Raw genomic sequence first — 23,008 nt, forward strand, 5'->3', positions numbered from 1 at the left:
GGCTCTGTCCCGGGTGAGTGCGCCGGGGTCCCGGCCCGGGCCCGGGGGTTCGGCGGTGGTGCGTCCCGGGCGGGACATGTGCCCGGCACACGGCTGCCCTCCCGGTGGCAGCGGGAGGGCGGGGCGGAAGCGGTGTCAGCCGTTGCGCGGGCTGGGGAAGGCCGTCGGGCGGGGGTCGTCGCGCAGGGCCGGGCTGCCCGCGGTCGGCTGGGTGGGCATGGAGCGGGCCGCCGGAACCGTCGGCACCGGGGGCAGCCCCGCGGTCACGTTGAGCGTACGGGTGCCGGATGGCTCCGGCGCCCGCTCGGCCTCGGTCACCGTCTGGGCCGCGGCGCGGCGGGCGCCGTACCGGCGGTGCACCGCCTGCTTGGTGACCCCGAGCGCCGAGCCCACCGCGTCCCACGAGAAGCCGAGCGAGCGGTCGAAGTCCACGGCGGCCGTGACCAGGGTCTCCACACTGTCCCGGAGTTCCTGGGCGAGGCGCACCGTCGGGGCGGGGGCACGCCCGTAGACGACGAAGCCCGTGGACGGGCCGGAGCGGCGCGGGCGGTAGACGTTGCCCAGCTGGGCGGTGAGCGTACGCAGCGCGTCCACCTGCCGGCGGACCCGCTCGATGTCCCGCACCAGCAAGTGCAGGCTGGCCCGGGCCTGGGCGTCGTGGGTTGCGTGGTCGGCCATGAACAAGCCTCTCGAACCGGCGTTGAAAGGAATCGGGCCGCGCAAGCGGCCCGGTGTGGTCAACTCTCTCTTGACCAACGCGCTTGCGCTCCGCTGGTCACGCGGTGGGGGCGTACGGGCATGTGCGTACGCCGGTCGCCCACCCACGCGCCGTCCATGGTCATAGACTGGTGCGCTGCCCGCCCGACCCCCGCCCGAGAGGCCCGTTCCCGCCCATGAAGCTCGTCTTCGCCGGTACCCCCGAGGTCGCCGTTCCCGCTCTGGACGCCCTGATCGCCTCCGGGCGGCACGAAGTGGCCGCCGTCGTCACGCGGCCCGACGCGCCGGCCGGGCGCGGGCGCAGGCTGGTCGCGTCGCCCGTGGCCGAGCGGGCGGAGGAGGCCGGCATCGAAGTGCTGAAGCCGGTCAAGCCGCGGGACCCGGAGTTCCTCGAGCGGCTGCGGGAGATCGCCCCGGACTGCTGCCCGGTCGTCGCCTACGGCGCCCTGCTGCCCAGGGTCGCCCTGGACGTCCCGGCCCGCGGCTGGGTCAACCTGCACTTCTCGCTGCTGCCCGCCTGGCGCGGCGCCGCGCCCGTGCAGCACGCCGTCATGGCGGGCGACGAGATCACCGGGGCGTCCACCTTCCTCATCGAGGAAGGGCTCGACTCCGGGCCCGTCTACGGCACCGTGACCGAGCGGGTCCGCCCCACCGACACCAGCGGTGACCTGCTCACCCGGCTCGCCTACGCGGGCGCCGGGCTGCTCGCCGCGACCATGGACGGCATCGAGGACGGCACGCTGGAGGCCGTACCGCAGCCCGCCGAGGGCATCACCCTCGCGCCGAAGATCACCGTCGAGGACGCCCGGGTGGACTGGGCGGCGCCCGCGCTGCGCGTCGACCGGGTGGTGCGCGGCTGCACCCCGGCGCCCGGCGCGTGGACCGTCTTCCGCGGCGAGCGCCTCAAGCTCGTCCAGGTCGCGCCGGTGCCCGAGCGCACGGACCTCGCGCCCGGCCGGCTCGCGGTGGGCAAGAACAGCGTGCACGTGGGCACCGGTTCGCACGCCGTCGAGCTGCTCTGGGTACAGGCCCAGGGCAAGAAGCCGATGCGCGCGGCCGACTGGGCCCGCGGGGTGCGCATCGCGGAGACCGAGACGCTGGGCGGCTGACGACCCGGACGGCCGGGACCGGGACGCGCCGACGTAGGCTGGAGGCGCATCGCCCTTCTTCACACCCGGAGCACCTTTTTCGTGAGCGAGCAGTCCCGGCCGCCGCGCCGGCCCGCCAAGCCCTACCGCCGTCCCCAGCGGGACCCCGTCCGCATCCTGGCCTTCGAAGCGCTGCGCGCGGTGGACGAGCGGGACGCGTACGCCAACCTCGTGCTGCCCCCGCTGCTGCGGAAGGCCCGCGAGAACGGCGACTTCGACACCCGGGACGCCGCGCTCGCCACCGAGCTGGTGTACGGCACCCTGCGCCGGCAGGGCACCTACGACGCCGTCATCGCCGCCTGTGTCGACCGGCCGCTGCGCGAGGTCGACCCGCCGGTGCTGGACGTGCTGAGCCTGGGCGTCCATCAGTTGCTCGGCACCCGCATCCCGACCCACGCCGCCGTCTCGGCCTCGGTCGAGCTGGCGCGGGTGGTGCTCGGCGACGGGCGGGCAAAGTTCGTCAACGCCGTGCTCCGCAAGGTCGCGCGGGACGACCTCCAGGAATGGATCGAGAAGGTCGCGCCGCCGTACGACGAGGACCCCGAGGACCATCTCGCCGTCGTGCACTCGCACCCGCGCTGGGTGGTCTCCGCGCTCTGGGACTCCCTCGGCGGCGGCCGGGCCGGCATCGAGGAGCTGCTGGCGGCGGACAACGAGCGGCCCGAGGTGACGCTCGTCGCCCGGCCCGGCCGGGCCACCGCCGAGGAACTGCTGCGCGAGGACGCCGCCGTGCCCGGCCGCTGGTCGCCGTATGCCGTACGGCTCGCGGAGGGCGGTGAGCCGGGCGCGGTCGAGGCCGTGCGCGAGGGGCGGGCCGGGGTGCAGGACGAGGGCAGCCAGCTGGTCGCCCTCGCGCTGGCGAACGCCCCGCTGGACGGGCCCGACGGGAAGTGGCTCGACGGGTGCGCCGGACCCGGTGGCAAGGCCGCGCTGCTCGGCGCCCTCGCCGCCGAGCGCGGCGCCGTGCTGCTCGCCTCCGAGAAGCAGCCGCACCGGGCCGGCCTGGTCGAGAAGGCGCTGCACGGCAACCCGGGGCCGTACCAGGTCATCGCCGCCGACGGCACCCGGCCGCCGTGGCGCCCCGGCTCCTTCGACCGGGTGCTGATGGACGTCCCCTGCACCGGTCTCGGCGCCCTGCGCCGCCGCCCCGAGGCCCGCTGGCGGCGCCGCCCCGAGGACCTGGACAACTTCGCCCCGCTCCAGCGCTCCCTGCTGCGCACCGCCCTGGACTCGGTGCGCGTCGGCGGGGTCGTCGGCTACGCCACCTGTTCCCCGCACCTGGCGGAGACCCGCGCCGTCGTCGCCGACGTGCTCAAGCAGCACCCGGACGCCGAGCTGATCGACGCCCGCCCTCTGCTCCCCGGCGTACCGGACCTGGGCGAGGGCCCCGACATCCAGCTGTGGCCGCACATCCACGGCACGGACGCGATGTACCTGGCGCTGATCCGGAGAACCGCGTAACAGAGCCGGGGACGCCCGCCCGGGGGTGCCGGGAGCGGCCCGGCCGGCCCCGCCGGGCCGGCGGCCGGCGCACAACCCGTGGACCGGCGCTACAGCCCGGCGCGGCGGCATGGCAGGCTTGGGTCATGGCCGTTCAGATCAACCCCAGCATCCTGTCCGCCGACTTCGCCCGCCTGGCGGAGGAGGCCAAGGCGGTCCAAGGCGCCGACTGGCTCCACGTCGACGTCATGGACAACCACTTCGTCCCGAACCTCACCCTCGGTGTGCCGGTCGTGGAGTCCCTGGCCCGTGCGACGGACACCCCCCTGGACTGCCATCTGATGATCGAGGACCCCGACCGGTGGGCGCCCGGGTACGTCGAGGCGGGCGCCTCGTCGGTCACCTTCCACGTGGAGGCCGCCGCCGCCCCGGTGCGGCTCGCCCGGGAGATCCGCGCGAAGGGTGCCCGCGCCTCGATGGCGCTGAAGCCCGCGACGCCGATCGAGCCGTACGAGGACCTGCTGCCGGAACTCGACATGCTGCTGATCATGACGGTCGAGCCGGGTTTCGGCGGCCAGGCGTTCCTCGACATCATGCTGCCGAAGATCCGCCGCACCCGTGAGCTGATCAAGAAGCACGGTCTGGAGCTGTGGCTCCAGGTCGACGGCGGTGTCTCGGCCTCGACGATCGAGCAGTGCGCGGACGCCGGAGCGGACGTGTTCGTCGCGGGCTCGGCGGTCTATGGTGCGAAGGACCCCGCGGAGGCCGTGCGCGCGCTGCGCGGGCAGGCGGAGGCGGTCACCGCCAAGGCGTCCTGGGCATGCGACCACTGAGCCAAGGCCAAGTGAACGGTTAAGAGAACGGCGCCCATCAGGGCGGATCAGCCGCGCCGGATCTGCAAGGATGAACGGCGAATCCAGAGTGTGAACAGCAGTGAGGAGATCGCCGTGTCGGGTATGTCGGCGGGCCGGTCAGCCATGCGGATGGGACCCGCTGAGCTGGTGCAGGCGGCGGCCATGGCCCGCCGCTTCTACCTCGAGGGCAAGTCCAAGATCCAGATCGCGGAGGAGTTCGGCGTCAGCCGCTTCAAGGTGGCCCGGGTCCTGGAGACGGCCCTCGAACGGGATCTCGTACGCATCGAGATCCGCGTCCCGGCCGAGCTGGACGCCGAGCGCTCCGACGCGCTCCGCGCCCGCTACGGCCTGCGGCACGCCGTCGTGGTCGAGTCCCCGGCCGAGGCCGAGGAGACCCCCGACCCCGAGAACCTCGGCGAAGTCGCCGCGGACCTGCTCGGCGAGCTGGTCAACGAGGGCGACGTGCTCGGGCTGGCCTGGGGCCGGTCCACCATCCACATGGCGGCGGCGCTCGACCGGCTGCCGCCGTGCACGGTGGTGCAGCTGACGGGTGTCTACGACGCCGGGACCGCCGAGCGCGGTTCGGTGGAGGCCGTCCGCCGGGCCGCCCAGGTGTCGGGCGGCGACGCCCACCCCATCTACGCGCCGATGCTGCTGCCGGACGCGGCCACCGCGGTGGCGCTGCGCAGCCAGACCGGGATCGCCCGGGCCTTCGAGTACTTCGACAAGGTCACGGTCGCCTGTGTCTCCATCGGCTCCTGGGAGCCGGGCATCTCGACCGTGCACGACATGCTCAGCGACAGCGAGCGCGCGCACTACGCCTCGCTCGGTGTCGCGGCGGAGATGTCGGCCCACCTCTTCGACGCCGACGGGCGCCGGATCGGGCGGGACCTGGGGGAGCGGTGCATCACGGTCAAGGCCGACCAGCTGCGCCGTATCCCGGAGGTCGTGGCGATCGCGGGCGGGCAGCGCAAGGCCGCCGCGATCGACGCGGTGCTCCGCTCCGGGCTGGTCACCAGCCTGGTGACCGACACCTCGGCCGCCGACTACCTGCTGACGGCGGGCCCGACGCCGAAGCCGGCGCTGAGCCGCGCGGACCCGGACGGCATCTGACCGGGTCGCGGGTCGCGGTGCCGTCGTGACGGGAGGGCCGTGGCAGCCGTGCGCCCCTCAGGTCCCGGGTCCCGCTCGTCCGGTCCGTCCCCCGGCTGCTCGCGGGGCTGCTGGTCTGCCTCTCCGTGCTGCTGGCGGGCTGCGCGTCCCCGGCGGACACCGGGACCGCTCCCCGCGCGGCCACGTCCACCCCGGCCTGGGCCCGGGGCATGGCCACGGTCCCGGCGTCCCGGCTCCCGGCCGAGGCCCGCGAGACCCTCGCCCTCATCGACCGGGGCGGCCCGTTCCCGTACACCAGGGACGGCATCGTGTTCGGCAACTTCGAACGGCGCCTGCCCCGGGAGCGGCGCGGCTACTACCACGAGTACACGGTGCCGACGCCCGGCTCGCGCGACCGCGGGGCCCGGCGCGTCGTCACCGGCGAGGGCGGGGAGACCTACTACACCGATGATCACTACGAGTCGTTCCGGGCGGTACTGAGATGAGCGACAACCTGGCCGGCCGCTTCGTGGTCGCGCTCGACCTCGACGGCGTCACCGACAAGGCCGGTCTGATGGACCGCGCCGCCCGGGCCCTGGCGCTGCCCGGCTGGTTCGGCCGCAACTGGGACGCGCTGGCCGACTCCCTGTCCGACCCCTCCGTCTGGCCCGGGCAGGCCGCGGACCGGGGGCTGCTGCTCGTCGTACGGGACTGGCAGGCGTACGCGCGGACGCGGCCGGAGGAGTGGGAGACCGCCCGGGAGGTGTTCGAGCACGCCATGGGCGTCACGCCGGCGCTCACCGTCTCCCTCGCCCTTGGAGGATCCTCCCAAGCGACCCCCGCCGGCCTGGATGTTCTGTGAGGCGAGGACAACAGGCCCGTCATGGGACAATGAAGTACGTGCTCTTTCCCCCTGGCGCACCCGTCGGGGGGTCACCTCTGATCGACTGGGATGTGCAGCACGTGCGTTTTCTCAATGACATCCAGCCCGCGTACGACCTGACGTACGACGACGTGTTCATGGTGCCGAGCCGCTCCGCGGTGGGCTCGCGTCAGGGCGTGGACCTCTCCGTACCGGACGGGACGGGCACCACCATCCCCCTCGTCGTCGCGAACATGACCGCCATCGCCGGCCGCCGCATGGCCGAGACGGTGGCCCGCCGCGGCGGCCTCGTGGTCATCCCGCAGGACATCCCGATCGACGTCGTCACCGACGTGATCTCCTGGGTGAAGAGCCGTCACCTGGTGCTGGACACCCCTATCGTGCTGGCGCCGCACCAGACCGTCGCCGACGCCCTCGCGCTGCTGCCCAAGCGGGCGCACAACGCCGGTGTCGTCGTGGACGAGAACCAGCGGCCCGTCGGCGTCGTCACCGACGCCGACCTGTCCGGCGTCGACCGCTTCACCCAGCTCGAAGTGGTCATGTCCAAGGACCTGCTGCTGCTGGACGCCGGCATAGACCCGCGCGAGGCCTTCAACACCCTCGACCAGCACAACCGCCGCTACGCCCCGGCCGTGGACGAGGACGGCAGGCTCGCCGGCATCCTGACCCGCAAGGGCGCCCTGCGCGCCACGCTGTACACCCCCGCCGTGGACGCGGCCGGCAGGCTGCGGATCGCCGCCGCCGTCGGCATCAACGGCGATGTGGCGGGCAAGGCCAAGCAGCTGCTCGACGCGGGCGTCGACACCATCGTCATCGACACCGCGCACGGCCACCAGGAGTCGATGATCAGCGCGGTCCGGGTGGTGCGGGCGCTCGACCCGCAGGTGCCGATCGTGGCCGGCAACATCGTCTCCGCCGAGGGTGTGAAGGACCTCGTCGAGGCGGGCGCCGACATCATCAAGGTCGGCGTGGGACCGGGTGCCATGTGCACCACCCGGATGATGACCGGCGTCGGCCGGCCGCAGTTCTCCGCCGTCCTGGAGTGCGCCGCCGAGGCGAAGAAGTACGGCAAGCACGTGTGGGCCGACGGCGGTGTCCGCCACCCGCGCGACGTGGCCATGGCCCTCGCGGCCGGCGCGTCCAACGTGATGGTCGGCTCCTGGTTCGCGGGCACCTACGAGTCGCCGGGCGACCTCCAGCACGACGCCAAGGGGCGGGCGTACAAGGAGTCCTTCGGCATGGCGTCCGCGCGGGCGGTCCGCAACCGCACCTCGGAGGAGTCGGCGTACGACCGCGCCCGCAAGGCGCTGTTCGAGGAGGGCATCTCCACCTCCCGGATGTTCCTGGACCCGGCCCGTCCGGGCGTGGAGGACCTGATCGACTCGATCATCGCGGGCGTCCGCTCCTCCTGCACCTACGCCGGTGCCGCCTCCCTGGAGGAGTTCGCCGAGAAGGCGATCGTCGGCATCCAGAGCGCCGCCGGCTACGCCGAGGGCAAGCCGCTGCACGCCAGCTGGAGCTGACCTCCCACCAGCGGGAGCCGGCCTCCCGCGCCCTTCCCACGGCCCCCGTCGTTCCCTCGCCCGGAACGGCGGGGGCCGTCGGCGTCCGGGCACCGCGCAACGGTCGACACCCCGCGCGCAACGATGTGTCACCCCGGCCCCATGAACGCAATGATCGTGCGGGCATGCGCAAGGTTGCTGCATTACGCTCGTGAAGCCCGGCCTCATAGGGTGCTGCGCTAGTACGTGGCGTGGCGGGGACTCCGCTCGGTGGGTCCCTGCCTTCGCAGGCCCACCGGTCCCCGTTCGCGAGGGCCGGCGCCATGCCGGCCCGCCCCGCAACCGACCGGCAGCGAGAAGGAGCCAGCACGTGCTCGACCACGGCGCACCCCCGCACAACGAGATACCGGCCGCCCCCGCGTCCCTGGGCGTCGCCACGCGCCTGATGCGTCGTAAGCCCGTGGAACGCCTGGTCGCGGAGGGCGGCCAGGGTGAGGGAGGGCAGCTGCGGCGGTCCCTCGGACTCTGGCAGCTGACCATGATCAGCATTGGTGCCACCCTCGGCACCGGCATCTTCGTCGTCCTCGGCGACGCCGTCCCCAAGGCCGGTCCCGCGGTCACCCTGGCCTTCGTGATCGCCGGTCTCACGGCGCTGTTCTCGGCGCTGTCCTACGCCGAACTGGCGGGCAGCATCCCGGTCGCCGGCTCGTCCTACTCGTATGCGTACGCAACCCTGGGCGAGCTGGTCGCCTGGGTCTGCGGCTGGTGTCTGGTCCTGGAGTACGGCGTGTCGGTGGCCGCCGTCGCCGTCGGCTGGGGCGAGTACCTGAACGAGTTGCTCGACGGCACCATCGGCGTCACCATCCCCGCCGCGCTGTCCTCGGCGCCGGGCGAGGGCGGCATCATCAACCTGCCCGCCCTGATCGTCGTCCTGCTGGCGATGGTGTTCCTGCTCGGCGGCGCACGGGAGTCCGCCCGCGCCAACACGGTCATGGTCTGTGTGAAGATCGCCGCGCTGGTGCTGTTCTGCGCGGTCGGCTTCATGGGCTTCAAGTCCGGCAACTACCGCGACTTCATGCCGCTCGGCATGACCGGGGTCAGCGCCGCCGGTGCCACGCTGTTCTTCTCCTACATCGGCTTCGACGCCGCCTCCACGGCCGGTGAGGAGGCGAAGGACCCGAAGCGGGACCTGCCGCGGGCGATCATGCTGTCGCTGATCATCGTGACGGTGCTGTACGTGCTCGTCGCGGGTGTCGCCGTCGGCGCCTGGAACTGGAAGAAGTTCGACGGCTCGGAGGCCGCCCTCGCCGCGATCATGAACGATGTCACCGGCCAGACCTTCTGGGGCACCATGCTCGCCCTGGGCGCGGTCATCTCCATCGCCAGCGTGGTGCTCACCGTGCTCTACGGCCAGACCCGCATCCTCTTCGCGATGTCCCGCGACGGCCTGGTGCCCCGGGCGCTCGGCAAGGTGCACGCGAAGACCGGCGCCCCCCGCCTCAACACGGTGATCGTCTCCCTGTTCTGCGGGGTGCTCGCCGCCCTGATCCCGCTGGGCAAGCTCGTCGACGCCACCAGCATCGGCACACTGTTCGCCTTCGCGCTGGTCAACGTCGCGGTCATCGTGCTGCGGTACCGGCGGCCGGACATGGACCGCACGTTCCGGGTGCCGTTCGGGCCCGTCCTGCCGGTGCTGGGCTTCCTGTTCTGCGCGTACAACATGTTCAGTCTCGACACCGTGACCTGGGTGGTCTTCGGATGCTGGATGGCCGCGGGTCTCGTGTTCTACTTCCTGTACGGCTATCGCCGTTCCCGCCTCGCGACCGGTGACGACCTCGCGGCGGCGGCAGAGAAGTGACCGGACCGAAGAAGTGAACCACCCCCTGTGCTGAACGATCTCGACGAACGCATCGTGCACGCCCTCGCCGAGGACGCCCGCCGCTCCTACGCGGACATCGGGCAGCTGATCGGTCTGTCCGCGCCCGCGGTGAAGCGGCGCGTGGACCGGCTGCGGGCCACCGGGGCCATCACCGGATTCACCGTCCGGGTGGACCCGGCGGCGCTCGGCTGGGAGACCGAGGGGTACATCGAGATCTACTGCCGGAGCAACACGTCCCCGGAGACGATCCAGCGGGGCCTGGAGCGGTACCAGGAGGTCGTGGCCGCGTCCACCGTCACCGGCGACGCGGATGCCATCGCGCAGGTCTTCGCCTCCGACATGCGCCACTTCGAACGGGTCCTGGAGCGGATCGCCGGAGAGCCGTTCGTGGAGCGGACCAAGTCGGTCCTGGTGCTCTCCCCCCTGCTCCGCCGCTTCTCCTCCGGGGCGCCGGGGTAGGGGAGGGGAGGCTCGCGGCCCGGGGCGCGCCGCCCCGCACCGGCCGCGACCGCGCTGTCCCGCACCTGCCGCGGGTGCGTCGCGGCTCCTCGCGCGGCTCCTCGCGCGACCGGCCGTGAACGCCCTGCCCGGGGCACCGGTCGGCACGCCCCGGCCGCTGTTCCGCCGTCCTTCGCGCCCGTCTCCCTCCCGCGTGACTTCTCTCGTGGCTTCCCCGTCACCTCCCCGGGCCCGACCCTGCCCGGCCGCGCCCCGTACCGCCAGGCATCCCCTCAGGCATCCCCTCAGTCATCCCCCCAGGCGTCCCGCCAGACGTTCCGACCGGCGAGCACCGCGTCCGGCACGGCAGGCGGGCCGGACGCGCAACGAATCGCCGCCCGCCCCCCGGTCCACGCAACGAACCGCGCACCGGCGCGCAACGGCTCCTGCTTGTCCGGCCGCGCGCGCCGACCGTACCTTCTTCCTGGCCCCCCAAACCCCCCGTTCCGGTGAGGAATCAGCATGCGCAGCGCCCTGCTCCAGAGCTCCGGCCACCCCGGTTCGATCGCCGAGAACCTCAAGGTCCTCGACGAGGCGGCGGGCCGGGCCGCCGCCCAGGGCGCGGGGCTGCTGGCCGCGCCGGAGATGTTCCTCACCGGGTACGCGATCGGCGACGACATCGCCCGCCTGGCCGAGCCCGCCGACGGCGACGCCGCCGACGCGGTCGCCGAGATCGCCACCCGGCACGGACTGGCCGTCGCCTACGGCTACCCGGAGCGCGACGGCGAACGCGTCCACAACTCCGCCCAGCTGATCTCCGCCGACGGCACCCGGCTCGCGAACTACCGCAAGACCCACCTCTTCGGCTGCTTCGAGCGCGACCACTTCACCCCGGGCGGACAGCAGGTCGTCCAGGCCGAGCTGAACGGTCTGACCGTGGGCCTGCTGATCTGCTACGACGTCGAGTTCCCGGAGAACGTACGCGCCCACGCGCTGGCCGGCACCGACCTCCTCGTCGTGCCGACCGCGCAGATGCACCCCTTCCAGTTCGTCGCCGAGTCGATGATCCCGGTGCGCGCCTTCGAGAACCAGATGTACGTCGCGTACGTCAACCGGGTCGGCCAGGAGGGGGAGTTCGAGTTCGTCGGGCTCTCCGTGCTCGCCGGTCCCGACGGTGTCGCCCGCACCCGGGCCGGCCGCGCCGAGCAACTGGTGGTCGCCGACGCCGACCCCGCCTTCCTGGCCGCCTCCCGGGAGGACAACCCGTACCTGAAGGACCGCCGCCCCGGTCTGTACGGGTCCCTCGTCTGAGTCCCGCCACCGAGCGGCCGCACCAGCCTCCCCCTCTTCCCGCACGTGCAAGGAGTCCGTACCCCATGACGTCCACGGTGCCCAACGCCGTCGAGCACACCGACGAGCAGCAGCCGCCGATCACCATGTTCGGCCCGGACTTCCCCTACGCCTACGACGACTTCCTCGCCCACCCGGCGGGCCTCGGCCAGGTCCCGGCGACCGAGCACGGCACCGAGGTCGCGATCATCGGCGGCGGTCTGTCCGGCATCGTGGCCGCCTATGAGCTGATGAAGATGGGCCTCAAGCCCGTCGTCTACGAGGCCGACCAGATCGGCGGCCGGCTCCGCACGGTCGGCTTCGAGGGCTGTGCCGAGTCGCTGACCGCCGAGATGGGCGCGATGCGCTTCCCGCCGTCCTCCACCGCCCTCCAGCACTACATCGACATGGTGGGCCTCGAGACGCGGTCGTTCCCGAACCCGCTGGCCGAGGCCACCCCCTCGACCGTGGTGGACCTCAAGGGCGAGTCGCACTACGCCGAGAACATCGACGACCTGCCCCAGGTGTACCGGGACGTCGCCGACGCCTGGAACCGGTGCCTGGAGGAGGGCGCCGACTTCTCCGACATGAACCGGGCGATGCGCGAGCGGGACGTCCCGCGCATCCGCGAGATCTGGTCGAAGCTGGTCGAGAAGCTCGACAACCAGACCTTCTACGGCTTCCTCTGCGACTCCGAGGCGTTCAAGTCCTTCCGGCACCGCGAGATCTTCGGCCAGGTCGGCTTCGGCACCGGCGGCTGGGACACCGACTTCCCGAACTCGATCCTGGAGATCCTGCGCGTCGTCTACACCGAGGCCGACGACCACCACCGCGGCATCGTCGGCGGCTCCCAGCAGCTGCCGCTGCGCCTGTGGGAGCGGGAGCCGGAGAAGATCGTCCACTGGCCCTACGGCACCTCGCTGAAGTCGCTGCACGTGGACGGCGAGCCCAGGCCGGCCGTGACCCGGCTGCATCGCACCGCGGGCAACCGGATCACCGTGACGGACGCGAACGGCGACATCCGCACCTACCAGGCGGCGATCTTCACCGCCCAGTCCTGGATGCTGCTGTCCAAGATCGCCTGCGACGACTCGCTCTTCCCGATCGACCACTGGACCGCGATCGAGCGCACCCACTACATGGAGTCCTCGAAGCTCTTCGTCCCGGTGGACCGGCCGTTCTGGCTGGACAAGGCCGTCGACGACCAGGGGAACCCGACCGGCCGGGACGTCATGTCGATGACGCTCACCGACCGCATGACCCGCGGCACGTACCTGCTGGACGACGGTCCGGACAAGCCCGCCGTGATCTGCCTGTCCTACACCTGGGCCGACGACAGCCTGAAGTGGCTGCCGCTGTCCGCGAACGAGCGGATGGAGGTCATGCTGAAGTCGCTCGGCGAGATCTACCCGAACGTCGACATCAGGAAGCACATCATCGGCAACCCGGTGACGGTCTCCTGGGAGAACGAGCCCTACTTCATGGGCGCGTTCAAGGCCAACCTGCCGGGCCACTACCGCTACCAGCGGCGCCTGTTCACGCACTTCATGCAGGACCGGCTGCCCGAGGACAAGCGGGGCATCTTCCTCGCCGGCGACGACATCTCCTGGACGGCCGGCTGGGCCGAGGGCGCGGTCCAGACCGCGTTGAACGCGGTCTGGGGCGTCATGCGCCACTTCGGCGGCGAGACCGACGCGGCGAACCCCGGCCCGGGTGACGTCTACGACGAGATCGCACCGGTGGAGCTTCCCGAGGACTGACCCCGCAAGGGGGGGCGGGGCGCGGCCGGCCGGTCCGGGACTCCGGCCGTCCCGCGCCGTTCGGCCGCCCGCGTCAGCCGGCGAGCGGGGTCAGCAGCATCCGGCCCGCGAAACCCACCGCCGCGTCCAGCCGTTCGGTGAACTCCTCGACGACCCCGGAGCACTGCCGCAGCGCCCACAGCGCCCGGGCCGCCGCCCAGGTCGCGTCGCGGGCCCGCTCCAGGCTCCACGAGCCCAGCAGGTGGGTGAGCGGGTCGGCGATCTGGAGCAGATCCGGGCCCGGCATCAGGTCCTCGCGGATGCGCTCCTCCAGCGCCACGAGGAGTTCGCCGACCCGGTCGAACTCGTCCTCCAGATCGGCCGGTTCGCAGTCGAGGGCCCGGCAGGTGTCGACCACGGCCAGCGCCAGGTCGTGCCCGATGTGCGCGTTGATGCCGGCCAGCGCGAACTGGAGGGGCCGTACCCCGGGATGGCGGCGGAGCTGGAACAGGGGCCGCCAGCAGGCGGGCGGGCGGCGGTCCGCGGCGACCGCGTCGACCGCCGCCAGGTACCGCTCGGCGAACCGCACGTCCAGCGTGCTCGCCGCACGCGGGTCCGGGAACTCCCCGACGGCCAGCCGCCGGCCGACCTCCTCGGTGACGGCGAGGTAGACCCGGTTGAACACGGCGACGCCGTCCCGTGCGGGCAGGGCCGCGTCGAGCGCGCGCATCCGTGCCACGACGGCGTCGACGGGGGTGGTGGGGTGAGCGGTCTGCGCCATGGGGGGAAGCGTCCCAGCCCGGGGCCGGCCGGCGTGCCGACCGGCCCGGTGCTTCGCCGGAACGGGGGAACGCCGGGCTACGGCTCGGGGTGCGGCGCCCGGGCGTCCGCCTCCGCGTCGTAGGAGGAGGTGCCCTCGTCCAGCAGCGGCTCCTGCCCCTTCAGATGGGCCGGGGCGAAGGCGCGCAGCGCGTGGTAGCCGGTGATGACGACCAGGGTGCCGAGGGCGATGCCGCTGAGCGAGAAGTTGTCGGTGAACTTCATGCTGACGTTGCCGACGCCGATGATGATGCCCGCGGCGGCCGGCACCAGGTTCAGCGGGTTGCGCAGGTCCACCTTGGCGTTGAGCCAGATCTGGGCACCGAGCAGGCCGATCATGCCGTACAGGATGACGGTGATGCCGCCGAGGACCCCGCCCGGGATCGCGGCCACGATCGCGCCGAACTTCGGGCAGACGCCGAAGAGCAGCGCGAAGCCGGCGGCGGCCCAGTAGGCGGCGGTGGAGTAGACGCGGGTCGCGGCCATCACACCGATGTTCTCCGAGTACGTGGTGTTCGGCGGACCGCCCACGGCCGTCGACAGCACGGAGGCGACACCGTCCGCGGAGATCGCCGTGCCGAGCTTGTCGTCCAGCGGGTCGCCGGTCATCTCGCCGACCGCCTTGACATGGCCCGCGTTCTCCGCGACCAGCGCGATGACCACCGGCAGCGCGACCAGGACCGCGGACCACTGGAACGAGGGCCCGTGGAAGTGCGGCAGGCCGATCCAGTCGGCCTTGGAGACGCCGGAGAGGTCCAGCCGCCAGTGATCGGTGACCTTGCCGCTCGGGCTCATCGAGTGGATCTTGCCGAAGACCCGGTCGAACGCCCAGGAGATGCCGTACCCGAAGACCAGGCCGAGGAAGATCGCGATGCGCGACCAGAATCCGCGCAGACAGACGACCGCCAGACCGGTGAAGAGCATCACCAGCAGGGCGGTCCACTGGTCCTGCGGCCAGTAGGTGGACGCGGTCACGGGGGCCAGGTTGAAGCCGATCAGCATGACGACCGCGCCCGTGACGATCGGCGGCATGGCGGCGTGGATGATCCGCGCGCCGAAGCGCTGGACCGCGAGGCCGACCAGGAACAGCACGGCGCCGACGACGAGGACCGCGCCGGTCACCGTCGCGCTCGTACCGCCCTGGGCGCGGATGACGGCGGCCACGCCGACGAACGACAGGGAGCAGCCGAGGTAGCTCGGTACCCGGCCGCGGGTGGCGAGCAGGAAGATCGCGGTGGCGACACCGGACATCATGATCGCGAGGTTGGGGTCCAGGCCCATCAATACCGGGGCGACGAAGGATGCTCCGAACATCGCCACCACGTGCTGGGCCCCCAGGCCCACGGTACGGGGCCAGGAGAGCCGTTCGTCGGGGCGTACCACCGCTCCGGGGGCGGGCGTGCGCCCGTCACCGTGCAGCTTCCAGCGCACGCCGAGGTCCATGGTGGGGTTTCGCTTTCTCAAGTGCGTGAAGACGGTCCGGACCATTGTCAGGGGTAACGAGCGGCTTTACGCTCACACGGTCCCACTCATGAACTACGTTCACATATCCGACCTCGGCAGATCGGAGTGCCCGATGAGGGGAAGACCGCGCGCGGCCGTACTGCTGGCCGCGGTGCTGACGTTCGGGGCCGCGCTCGTCCCGTCCGCGCACGCCGCGCCCCGGCCCCCGCGCACCGCCGTCCTCGACGGCGCCCGCCTCCAGCAGACCCGGGCCCGCGCGGCCCGCGACCCGGAGCTGCGGCGGGCGGTCGCCGGGCTGACCGCCCGCGCGGACGCCTGGCTGGGCCAGGGCCCCTGGACGGTCGTCGACAAGCCGCGGCCCGCCCCCGGCGGCGACGTGCACGAGTACCTCAGCCAGGCCCCCTACTGGTGGCCGACGACCGCCCCCACCCCCGACAACCCCTGGGGCTGCCCCTACGTCCAGCGTGACGGGCAGCGCAATCCGGAGGTGGACAGCGGCACCGACCGCCAGGAGGCGGAGAAGGTCTTCGACTCGGCCTACGACCTCTCGCTGGCCTGGTACTACACGGGCAGGCGCGACTACGCCGAGCGGGCCGGGCGCATCCTGCGCACCTGGTTCCTGGACCCGGCCACGCGCATGAACCCCGACCTGGAGCACGCCCAGTCCATCCCGTGCGCCCACGACGGCCGGGCCATCGGGATCATCGACTTCTCGCAGTCGTACACCAGCGTGCTGGACGCGCAGGCGATCCTCGCCACCGGCGCCCCCGGCTGGACGGACGCGGACCGCACCGCGATGGGCGAGTGGAACGAGAAGTTCCTCGACTGGCTGGAGAACAGCGACTTCGGCAGGCAGGAGGGCGCCGCCGCCAACAACCACGGCACCTTCTTCGACCTGCAACTGGCCGCCCTCGCCTACGCCACCGGCGACACCGCCCTGGCCCGGCGGACCGTGCTCGCCGCGGGCGACGGGCGGATCGCCCGGCAGATCGCGGCCGACGGCGGCCAGCCCCAGGAACTGGCCCGCACCCGCAGCTGGCACTACTCGACGTTCGACCTGGTCGCCCACGTCCGGCTCGCGGCCATCGGCCGGCACGTGGGCGTGGACCTCTGGGCGTACCGGGGGCCGGACGGGCAGAGCCTGTCCAGGGCGGTCGGCTATCTGCTGCCGGCCGCGACCGGGGCCGCCGCCTGGCCGCACCCGGAGCCGGAGTTCCACCGGTACGCGGCGACGGACGTCGTGCACGCGGCGGCCGACGCCGGTGACGCGGCGGCGAAGGCGGCCGTGCCGCGGCTCCAGGCGCCGCCCGGGGGAGACCTCTGGGCGCTGCGGCCCGCCGCGGAACAACTGGACTCGATCACGGGCTGACCTCCGCCGGCCCCGGGGCTTCCCGGCCGCTGACCTGGGGGGCTTCCCGGCCGGGGTGCTGAGCGGTCGCTTAGTATGGTGCTGTACGGGGGTGCCGCCACCCCGCCAGCGACGCTCAGGAGTCCCTCCCGTGACCGCCGAAGCCCCGACCGCCCCCGCCGTTCCGCACGGCCGGCTGATACCCGTCACCGTCCACTTCGACGACCTCGACGCGCTCGGGCTGCTGCACAACGCCCGCTATCCGCTGATGGTCGAGCGCGCCTGGACCGAACTGTGGAACGAGCACGGCGTCCGCTTCGACGGCGACTGGGCGGCGGCCGGTGACGCCTGCAACGCGGTCCGCGAACTGCGCATCGGCTACGAGGCACCCGTCACCCGCCCCGGCGCCTACGCCGTCCACCTCTGGCTGGAACGGCTCGGCACCACCGGGCTGACGTACGGCTTCCGGTTCTGCTCGGCCGACGGGACCGAGACCTACGCCCGGGGCACCCGGGTGCTGGTCCGGCTGGACCCGGCGACCATGCGCCCGGCGCCCTGGAGCGAGACCTTCAGGAGCGCGGGCCGGGCACTGCTGCGTCCCGCGGACTGACCTCCGCGCGGCCCCCGCGCTCGGCGGCGCGCAGCACGCCCGCGCACAGCACCAGCCCGCCAGCCAGCGCCGTCACCACGCAGAAGGACACCATCAGGCTGGTCGCCTGGGCCACCCCGCCGATCAGGCTCGGCGCGATCAGCCCCGAGGTGTAGGTGATGGTCGCGACGCCCGCGATGGCCTGGCTGGGGTTGGGGCCGGCGTGCCCGGCCGCCGCGAAGCAGAGCGGTACGACCACCGCGATGCCGAGCCCCATCAACGCGAACCCGGCCATCGCCACCGCCGGGTGCCCGGCGGACACGATCAGCAGTCCGCCCAGTACCGCCAGCACACCGCCGGCCCGCACGGCGCGCACCGCGCCGAAGCGGTTCACCGCCGCGTCCCCGACGATCCGGGCCACCGCCATGGTCAGCATGAATCCGGTCGTGGAGGCGGCCGCCAGCCCGGCCGAGGTGTCCAGCCGGTCCCGCAGGAACACCGCCGACCAGTCCAGGCTCGCGCCCTCGGCGAACACCGCGCAGAAGCCGACCGCGCCGATCAGCAGCGCGGAGCGCGGCGGCAGCGCGAACCGCGGGGGCGGCTCCTCGTCCTCGGCGGGCTTGAGGTCCAGCACCCAGGCGCAGGCCAGGAAACCGAGCACGGTGAGGACGGCCGCGGCGAGCGCGAAGTGCAGGCGCGCGTCCGCGCCGAGGTGCGCGGCGAGGGTGCCGGCCGCCGAGCCGATCAGCGCGCCCGCGCTCCACATGCCGTGCAGCCCCGACATGATCGACTTGCCGAGCAGCCGCTCGATCTCCACGCCGAGCGCGTTCATCGCGACATCGGCCATGCCGGCGGACGCGCCGTAGACGAACATCGCCAGGCACAGGGTCACCAGGTTCGGCGCGACCGACGGCAGCACCAGGGACAGCGTCCACAGCGCCAGCAGCCCGCGCAGGGCGTCGCGGCTGCCGAAGCGGTGGCTGATCCGGCCCGCCAGCGGCATCGCGCACGAGGCGCCGAGCGCCGTGAAGGCCAGCGCGAACCCCAGCTGCCCGGCGCCCAGCGAGGTGTGCTCCTGGACCCACGGCACGCGTGTCGCGAACGATCCGGTCACCGCGCCGTGCACGGCGAACACGGCCGCCACGGCATACCGGGCGCGCACGACACCGGCACGCGCGAGGTTCACGTCACTCATCTCCTGGTCCCTCCCCGGGAGCGCCCGGTCCGGCCCGCCCGCAACGCCGCGTAAACTATCAGGAACCCTGCCTGATAGATAGCCGCTTGGCAGCCGCTCACGCGCACCACGCACTCGGCCGGTCCCCGCCGATCTGGGAGGATTCCCGTCATGCCCGCATCTCCGAGCACCGCCCGGGCCATCAACGACCGGCTGGCCCTGCGGCTGTTGCAGCAGGAAGGCCCCCTGACGGCCGGGCAGTTGAAGCAGCTGACCGGACTGTCCCGGCCGTCGGTCGCCGATCTGGTCGAGCGGCTCACGGCCTCCGGGCTGATCACGGTGGTCGGCGAGTCCGGCGAACAGCGCCGGGGTCCCAACGCCCGGCTCTACGGCATCGTCGCCGACCGCGCCCACCTCGCCGCGCTCGACGTCCGCACCGAGGGCGTCTTCGTGCTGGTCTCCGACCTGCTCGGGCGGGTGCTCGCCGAGGCGTCCGTGCCGATCGGCGGCGACACCGGGACCGGGTCCGCCGTCGAGCAGGCGGTGGCCGCGGTGGAGAGCGCCGCGAAGGAGGCCGGCGCCGACCGGCTGCACACCGTCGGGATCGGCGCCCCGGGCCTCATCGACCCGGCCACCGGTGACCTCCGGGACTCCGCCGGACTGCCCGCCTGGCACCGCATCCTGGTCACCACCCTCCAGGACCGGCTGCCCGGCGCCCGGGTCACCGTGGAGAACGAGACCAACCTGGCCGCCCTGGCCGAACAGCGCGAGGGCGCCGCCCGGGACCGGGACACCTTCGTGCTGCTCTGGCTGGGGCACGGCGTCGGCGCCGCGGTCGTGCTGGACGGCGCCCTGCGCCGCGGTGCCTCCGGCGGCACCGGGGAGATCGGCTTCCTGCCGGTCCCCGGAACGGGCGCGCTGCCCGCGGCGACCGACTGCGACGGAGGCTTCCACTCCCTCGTCGGGGCGGCGGCGGTCGTCCGTCTGGCGGCGGAGTGCGGACTGCCGGTACCGGGCGCGCCGGACGGGCCGGGCGCGGCGGAGGCGGTGCGCGACGCGGTGGCGCGAACGTCCGGGGACGCGGCGGCCGGCCGTTTCCTGTGCGCGCTGGCCGACCGGATCGCCGTCGGCGCCGCCTCGGTGGTGGCCGTCCTGGACCCCGGATGCGTGGTGCTCGGCGGCGAGGTGGGCCGGGCCGGGGGCGCGGTGCTCGCCGGGCTGGTGCGGGATCGGCTGAGCCGGATGTCCCCGCTGGCCACCGAGGTGCGGCCGAGCGGCCTCGGCGGCACCGCCGTACTCCGCGGAGCGCTGCTCACCGCCCGCGACCGCGCCCAGGACGAACTGTTCGCCCCGCCGGAGCGCTGACGACCCGGGCCCCGCTCCGGCCGTGTCCGCTGACGACTCCGATCCGCGCCGGCCGTGTCCGGGCCTCGACGGGGCCGGGCGGGCGCGCGGTGCCGGCGTGAGGCGTCCGGGCGCCCTGGCCCTGCCAGAGCTCTGGCGGCCCGGCGGCGGGCAAGGGCCGTCGTCACCGCCGCCGAGCCCGTCCGCACCCTAAAAGGACTAGACCAGTGAGGTCAATGGGTACGGACCAAGCCCGGTGCCCCTCCGTACCGGCCGGTCGGCCGCGGTGACCGCATGGCGCGAAGCCGACGGTACGCAGTGTGAGCGAACCCACACCGCTCACCCGTATGGACGAGTGCCGGGCATGGCACACTGGCCCTGTACCAGAAGCAGCGCACTCCGGGGTCGGTGAAAGTCCGAACCGGCGGTTACAGTCCGCGACCCGGTCGCTTCCAGCGGCCGGTTGACCAGGTGAAATTCCTGGACCGACGGTTAAAGTCCGGATGGGAGGCAGTGCGCGGCGGGCGGGCACGCGTTTCCCGTGTGCGCGCCGCCGTATCCGGGCTCGTCCGTCTGTAGGCGAGTCCTTTTCCGGCGACGCTCCCGGTGTGTGCTCATCCGTAGATTCTGTCGTCATCGACAGGCCCCGGAGTCCGTGCCCGAAGAGGCAGGAGGACCCGGGAAGTGTTCACCGGAATCGTCGAAGAGCTGGGTGAGGTCACCGCCGTCGAGAACCTCGACGACGCCTCGCGTTTCCGGCTCCGCGGCCCCGTCGTGACCGAGGGGGCCCGGCACGGCGACTCCATCGCCGTGAACGGGGTCTGCCTGACCGTCGTCGAGCACGAGGGCGACGAGTTCACCGCCGACGTCATGGCCGAGACCCTCAACCGTTCCAGCCTGGGCGCGCTCACCGTGGGCTCCCGCGTCAACCTGGAGCGCCCCACCGCCGTCGGCGCCCGCCTCGGCGGGCACATCGTGCAGGGGCACGTGGACGGCACCGGCGAGATCCTGGAGCGCACGCCCTCCGAGAACTGGGAGATCGTGAAGGTCTCCCTCCCCGCGGGCCTCTCCCGCTACGTCGTGGAGAAGGGCTCCATCACGGTCGACGGCATCAGCCTCACCGTCGTGGACGCGGGCCCGGACCACTTCACCGTCAGCCTCATCCCGACCACCCTCGCCCTCACCACGCTCGGCGTGAAGCAGCCCGGCGACCCGGTCAACCTCGAAGTGGACGTCATCGCCAAGTACGTGGAGCGGCTGCTCGCGGCCGGACAGGAGGCCGGGCGGTGAACTGGCTGAACTCCGAGGCGTTCACCCTCTTCGACCAGCACATCATCTGGTCGGACATGATCGGCAACATCCTGGGCCTCATCACCCTCGCCCTCGGCTGGCGCCGCTCCCTGTGGACCTGGCCCGTGCAGTTCCTGTCCGGTCTCGTCCTCTTCGTCGCCTTCTACGGCCACCTGACCGGCAGCGCCGGCAAGCAGGCCGTGGTCATGGCCGTCGCCCTCTACGGCTGGTGGCAGTGGCAGCGCACCAGGGGCCGCTCCGGCGACGGCCGGGTCACCCCCCGGTTCGCCACCTGGCGCGAGCGCGCGGCCATGGCCGGCGCCGCCGCGGCCGGCACGGTCGCGGTCGCCCTGCTCTTCCAGGCCTACCCGAGCCTGTCCTGGGACCCCTGGCCCGACGCCTACATCTTCGTCGGCACCGTCGTCGCGATGTACGCACAGGCCAAGAGCATGGTCGAGTTCTGGTTCGCCTGGCTGCTCGTCGACCTCGTCGGCGTACCCCTCAACTTCGCCAACGGCTACGCCTTCTCCGGCTTCGTCTACGTCATCTACGGCGCACTCGTCCTGTGGGGCATGCGCGACTGGTGGCTGCGCTCCCGCAAGGGCCCGCGGCCCGCACTGGAAGGAGCGCCGGCATGACCTCGGCAACCGTCCTCCACCACACCGGGGACTTCGAGAACCCGGGACTCGACCCGGTCGAGCAGGCCATCGCCGACATCGCCGCCGGCCGGCCGATCGTCGTCGTCGACGACGAGGACCGGGAGAACGAGGGCGACCTCGTCGTCGCCGCCGAGAAGGTGACCCCCGAGATCGTCGCCTTCATGATGAGCGAGTGCCGCGGTCTGATCTGCGCCCCCATGGAGGGCGAGGAACTGGACCGGCTCGGGCTGCCGCAGATGGTCCAGGACAACACCGAGTCCATGAAGACCGCGTTCACCGTCTCCGTGGACGCCTCGGCCGCCCACGGCGTGGGCACGGGCATCTCGGCCGCCGACCGGGCGACCACCCTCCGGCTGCTGGCGAGCGGCACCGCGGACCCCGCCGACCTGGTCCGGCCCGGCCATGTCTTCCCGCTGCGCGCCCGGCCCGGCGGCGTGCTGGTCCGCGACGGCCACACCGAGGCCGCCGTCGACCTCGCCCGGCTCGCGGGCCTGCGCCCGGCCGGCGCCATCGTGGAGATCGCCGGCGAGGACGGCCGGATGCTCCGGCTGCCCGAGCTGATCCCGTTCGCCCGCAAGCACGGCCTGACGATCATCTCCATCGCGGACCTGATCGCCTACCGCCGCGGCAGCGAGCCCACCGTCCGCCGCGAGGCCGAGACCCGGCTGCCCACCAGGCACGGCACCTTCCGGGCGTACGGCTACCGGTCCGCCGTCGACGGCGTCGAGCACGTCGCCCTCGTCCACGGCGAGATCGGCGACGGCGAGGACGTGCTGGTCCGCGTCCACTCCGAATGCCTCACCGGCGACGTCTTCGGCTCCCTGCGCTGCGACTGCGGCCCGCAGCTGGACACCGCGCTGGGCCGCATCCACCAGGAGGGCCGCGGAGTCGTCGTCTACCTGCGCGGACACGAGGGACGCGGCATCGGCCTGCTGTCCAAGCTGCGCGCCTACGAGCTCCAGGAGCAGGGGCACGACACCCTCGACGCCAACCTGGAACTCGGCCTGCCGGCCGACGCCCGCGACTACGCCGCCGGCGCGCGGATCCTCGCCGACCTCGGCGTGCGCGGCGTCCGGCTGATGACCAACAACCCCGACAAGACCGACGCGCTGCTGCGCCACGGTCTGAAGGTCACCGGCCGCGAGCCGATGCCCGTCCAGGCCGGCGAGCACAACCTCCGCTACCTGCGCACCAAGCGGGACCGGATGGGGCACGATCTGCCCTGGCTCGACACACCCGCCGGGGCCGCGGCCGGGTCCGTGGCCGCCTGCGGCAACAGCTGAGACAAGAGAGCACTGAG

Annotated in this window: 21 protein-coding genes and 1 riboswitch; of the genes, 17 read left to right on the forward strand and 4 right to left on the reverse strand. The window is 73.0% G+C overall.

What is annotated here, in order from left to right; all coding sequences use genetic code 11:
• Positions 1-135 precede the first annotated feature (135 nt).
• A complete protein-coding gene (locus tag IF37_RS0107360; protein ID WP_030738046.1) occupies positions 136-678 on the reverse strand; it encodes a hypothetical protein in 543 nt (180 codons plus the stop codon).
• A 215-nt stretch (positions 679-893) separates the two neighbouring features.
• Here IF37_RS0107360 and fmt point away from each other — a divergent pair, with 215 nt between their 5' ends.
• From fmt to IF37_RS0107415, 11 genes are all read left to right on the forward strand, one after another.
• Positions 894-1,826: a methionyl-tRNA formyltransferase gene (gene fmt, locus IF37_RS0107365; protein WP_030738048.1), complete on the forward strand. Its 933-nt coding sequence runs from the start codon at positions 894-896 to the stop codon at positions 1,824-1,826.
• An 81-nt stretch (positions 1,827-1,907) separates the two neighbouring features.
• A complete protein-coding gene (locus IF37_RS0107370) occupies positions 1,908-3,326 on the forward strand; it encodes an RsmB/NOP family class I SAM-dependent RNA methyltransferase (RefSeq protein WP_030738051.1) in 1,419 nt (472 codons plus the stop codon).
• 125 nt (positions 3,327-3,451) lie between these two features.
• On the forward strand, positions 3,452-4,138 hold the full coding sequence (gene rpe, locus IF37_RS0107375) for a ribulose-phosphate 3-epimerase (RefSeq protein ID WP_030738054.1): 687 nt from the start codon (positions 3,452-3,454) through the stop codon (positions 4,136-4,138).
• A gap of 90 nt (positions 4,139-4,228) precedes the next feature.
• Positions 4,229-5,272: a sugar-binding transcriptional regulator gene (locus IF37_RS0107380; protein WP_030738059.1), complete on the forward strand. Its 1,044-nt coding sequence runs from the start codon at positions 4,229-4,231 to the stop codon at positions 5,270-5,272.
• Positions 5,273-5,397: 125 nt separating this feature from the next.
• The gene (locus tag IF37_RS0107385) at positions 5,398-5,757 is read left to right on the forward strand and encodes a ribonuclease domain-containing protein (RefSeq protein ID WP_253915674.1); all 360 of its coding nucleotides are present in this window, start codon (positions 5,398-5,400) and stop codon (positions 5,755-5,757) included.
• The gene (locus IF37_RS0107390) at positions 5,754-6,113 is read left to right on the forward strand and encodes a barstar family protein (protein WP_030738064.1); all 360 of its coding nucleotides are present in this window, start codon (positions 5,754-5,756) and stop codon (positions 6,111-6,113) included. The genes IF37_RS0107385 and IF37_RS0107390 overlap by 4 nt, the downstream gene beginning before the upstream one ends.
• Positions 6,114-6,214: 101 nt before the next feature.
• A complete protein-coding gene (locus IF37_RS0107395) occupies positions 6,215-7,657 on the forward strand; it encodes a GuaB1 family IMP dehydrogenase-related protein (protein ID WP_030738066.1) in 1,443 nt (480 codons plus the stop codon).
• 349 nt (positions 7,658-8,006) lie between these two features.
• Entirely contained in the window at positions 8,007-9,494 is a 1,488-nt protein-coding gene (locus IF37_RS0107400) for an amino acid permease (RefSeq protein ID WP_030738069.1), read from the forward strand.
• Between the two features lie 27 nt (positions 9,495-9,521).
• Positions 9,522-9,974, forward strand: a complete 453-nt coding sequence (locus tag IF37_RS0107405) for an Lrp/AsnC family transcriptional regulator (protein WP_030620185.1) — start codon at positions 9,522-9,524, stop codon at positions 9,972-9,974.
• A 501-nt stretch (positions 9,975-10,475) separates the two neighbouring features.
• Positions 10,476-11,264, forward strand: coding sequence for a carbon-nitrogen hydrolase family protein (locus IF37_RS0107410; RefSeq protein WP_030738073.1), 789 nt, complete (start codon positions 10,476-10,478; stop codon positions 11,262-11,264).
• 65 nt (positions 11,265-11,329) lie between these two features.
• Positions 11,330-13,042, forward strand: coding sequence for an NAD(P)/FAD-dependent oxidoreductase (locus IF37_RS0107415; RefSeq protein WP_030738075.1), 1,713 nt, complete (start codon positions 11,330-11,332; stop codon positions 13,040-13,042).
• 73 nt (positions 13,043-13,115) lie between these two features.
• Here the strand turns inward: IF37_RS0107415 and IF37_RS0107420 are convergent, their stop codons facing one another.
• Positions 13,116-13,802, reverse strand: a complete 687-nt coding sequence (locus IF37_RS0107420) for a DUF5995 family protein (RefSeq protein ID WP_030738077.1) — start codon at positions 13,800-13,802, stop codon at positions 13,116-13,118.
• A 77-nt stretch (positions 13,803-13,879) separates the two neighbouring features.
• Positions 13,880-15,283, reverse strand: a complete 1,404-nt coding sequence (locus IF37_RS0107425; protein WP_030738079.1) for a uracil-xanthine permease family protein — start codon at positions 15,281-15,283, stop codon at positions 13,880-13,882.
• 133 nt (positions 15,284-15,416) lie between these two features.
• Between IF37_RS0107425 and IF37_RS0107430 the strand changes: the two genes are divergently transcribed.
• Positions 15,417-16,673 carry an alginate lyase family protein gene (locus IF37_RS0107430; protein ID WP_030738081.1) on the forward strand — a complete coding sequence of 419 codons (1,257 nt, stop codon included), beginning with the start codon at positions 15,417-15,419 and terminating at the stop codon, positions 16,671-16,673.
• A gap of 130 nt (positions 16,674-16,803) precedes the next feature.
• Positions 16,804-17,262 (forward strand): thioesterase family protein, encoded by a 459-nt coding sequence (locus IF37_RS0107435; RefSeq protein ID WP_030738083.1) that lies wholly within the window; start codon positions 16,804-16,806, stop codon positions 17,260-17,262.
• On the opposite strand, the gene IF37_RS0107440 is transcribed toward IF37_RS0107435, so the two are convergent.
• Positions 17,222-18,436 carry an MFS transporter gene (locus tag IF37_RS0107440; protein WP_030738084.1) on the reverse strand — a complete coding sequence of 405 codons (1,215 nt, stop codon included), beginning with the start codon at positions 18,434-18,436 and terminating at the stop codon, positions 17,222-17,224. The genes IF37_RS0107435 and IF37_RS0107440 overlap by 41 nt on opposite strands.
• A 150-nt stretch (positions 18,437-18,586) precedes the next feature.
• Between IF37_RS0107440 and IF37_RS0107445 the strand changes: the two genes are divergently transcribed.
• From IF37_RS0107445 to IF37_RS0107460, 4 genes are all read left to right on the forward strand, one after another.
• On the forward strand, positions 18,587-19,780 hold the full coding sequence (locus tag IF37_RS0107445; protein ID WP_030738086.1) for an ROK family transcriptional regulator: 1,194 nt from the start codon (positions 18,587-18,589) through the stop codon (positions 19,778-19,780).
• Between the two features lie 369 nt (positions 19,781-20,149).
• Positions 20,150-20,280: riboswitch (FMN riboswitch) on the forward strand.
• Positions 20,281-20,443: 163 nt separating this feature from the next.
• On the forward strand, positions 20,444-21,049 hold the full coding sequence (locus IF37_RS0107450) for a riboflavin synthase (RefSeq protein ID WP_030738088.1): 606 nt from the start codon (positions 20,444-20,446) through the stop codon (positions 21,047-21,049).
• Entirely contained in the window at positions 21,046-21,687 is a 642-nt protein-coding gene (locus IF37_RS0107455) for a nicotinamide mononucleotide transporter family protein (protein ID WP_030738090.1), read from the forward strand. Before IF37_RS0107450 ends, IF37_RS0107455 begins: the two co-directional genes overlap by 4 nt.
• Complete coding sequence (locus IF37_RS0107460) at positions 21,684-22,991, forward strand: bifunctional 3,4-dihydroxy-2-butanone-4-phosphate synthase/GTP cyclohydrolase II (protein WP_030738093.1); 1,308 nt, start codon at positions 21,684-21,686, stop codon at positions 22,989-22,991. The genes IF37_RS0107455 and IF37_RS0107460 overlap by 4 nt, the downstream gene beginning before the upstream one ends.
• Positions 22,992-23,008: the final 17 nt, after the last annotated feature.

Source organism: Streptomyces sp. NRRL S-31 (genome assembly GCF_000718775.1).
Taxonomy (GTDB): domain Bacteria; phylum Actinomycetota; class Actinomycetes; order Streptomycetales; family Streptomycetaceae; genus Streptomyces.

Coding starts and splice junctions, on each gene's coding strand:
- IF37_RS0107360 (WP_030738046.1), bottom strand. CDS start 678: ATGGCCGACCACGCAACCCACGACGCCCAGGCCCGGGCCAGCCTGCAC.
- IF37_RS0107445 (WP_030738086.1), top strand. CDS start 18,587: ATGCCCGCATCTCCGAGCACCGCCCGGGCCATCAACGACCGGCTGGCC.
- rpe (WP_030738054.1), top strand. CDS start 3,452: ATGGCCGTTCAGATCAACCCCAGCATCCTGTCCGCCGACTTCGCCCGC.
- IF37_RS0107415 (WP_030738075.1), top strand. CDS start 11,330: ATGACGTCCACGGTGCCCAACGCCGTCGAGCACACCGACGAGCAGCAG.
- IF37_RS0107390 (WP_030738064.1), top strand. CDS start 5,754: ATGAGCGACAACCTGGCCGGCCGCTTCGTGGTCGCGCTCGACCTCGAC.
- IF37_RS0107410 (WP_030738073.1), top strand. CDS start 10,476: ATGCGCAGCGCCCTGCTCCAGAGCTCCGGCCACCCCGGTTCGATCGCC.
- IF37_RS0107460 (WP_030738093.1), top strand. CDS start 21,684: ATGACCTCGGCAACCGTCCTCCACCACACCGGGGACTTCGAGAACCCG.
- IF37_RS0107440 (WP_030738084.1), bottom strand. CDS start 18,436: ATGAGTGACGTGAACCTCGCGCGTGCCGGTGTCGTGCGCGCCCGGTAT.
- IF37_RS0107420 (WP_030738077.1), bottom strand. CDS start 13,802: ATGGCGCAGACCGCTCACCCCACCACCCCCGTCGACGCCGTCGTGGCA.
- IF37_RS0107430 (WP_030738081.1), top strand. CDS start 15,417: ATGAGGGGAAGACCGCGCGCGGCCGTACTGCTGGCCGCGGTGCTGACG.
- fmt (WP_030738048.1), top strand. CDS start 894: ATGAAGCTCGTCTTCGCCGGTACCCCCGAGGTCGCCGTTCCCGCTCTG.
- IF37_RS0107425 (WP_030738079.1), bottom strand. CDS start 15,283: ATGGACCTCGGCGTGCGCTGGAAGCTGCACGGTGACGGGCGCACGCCC.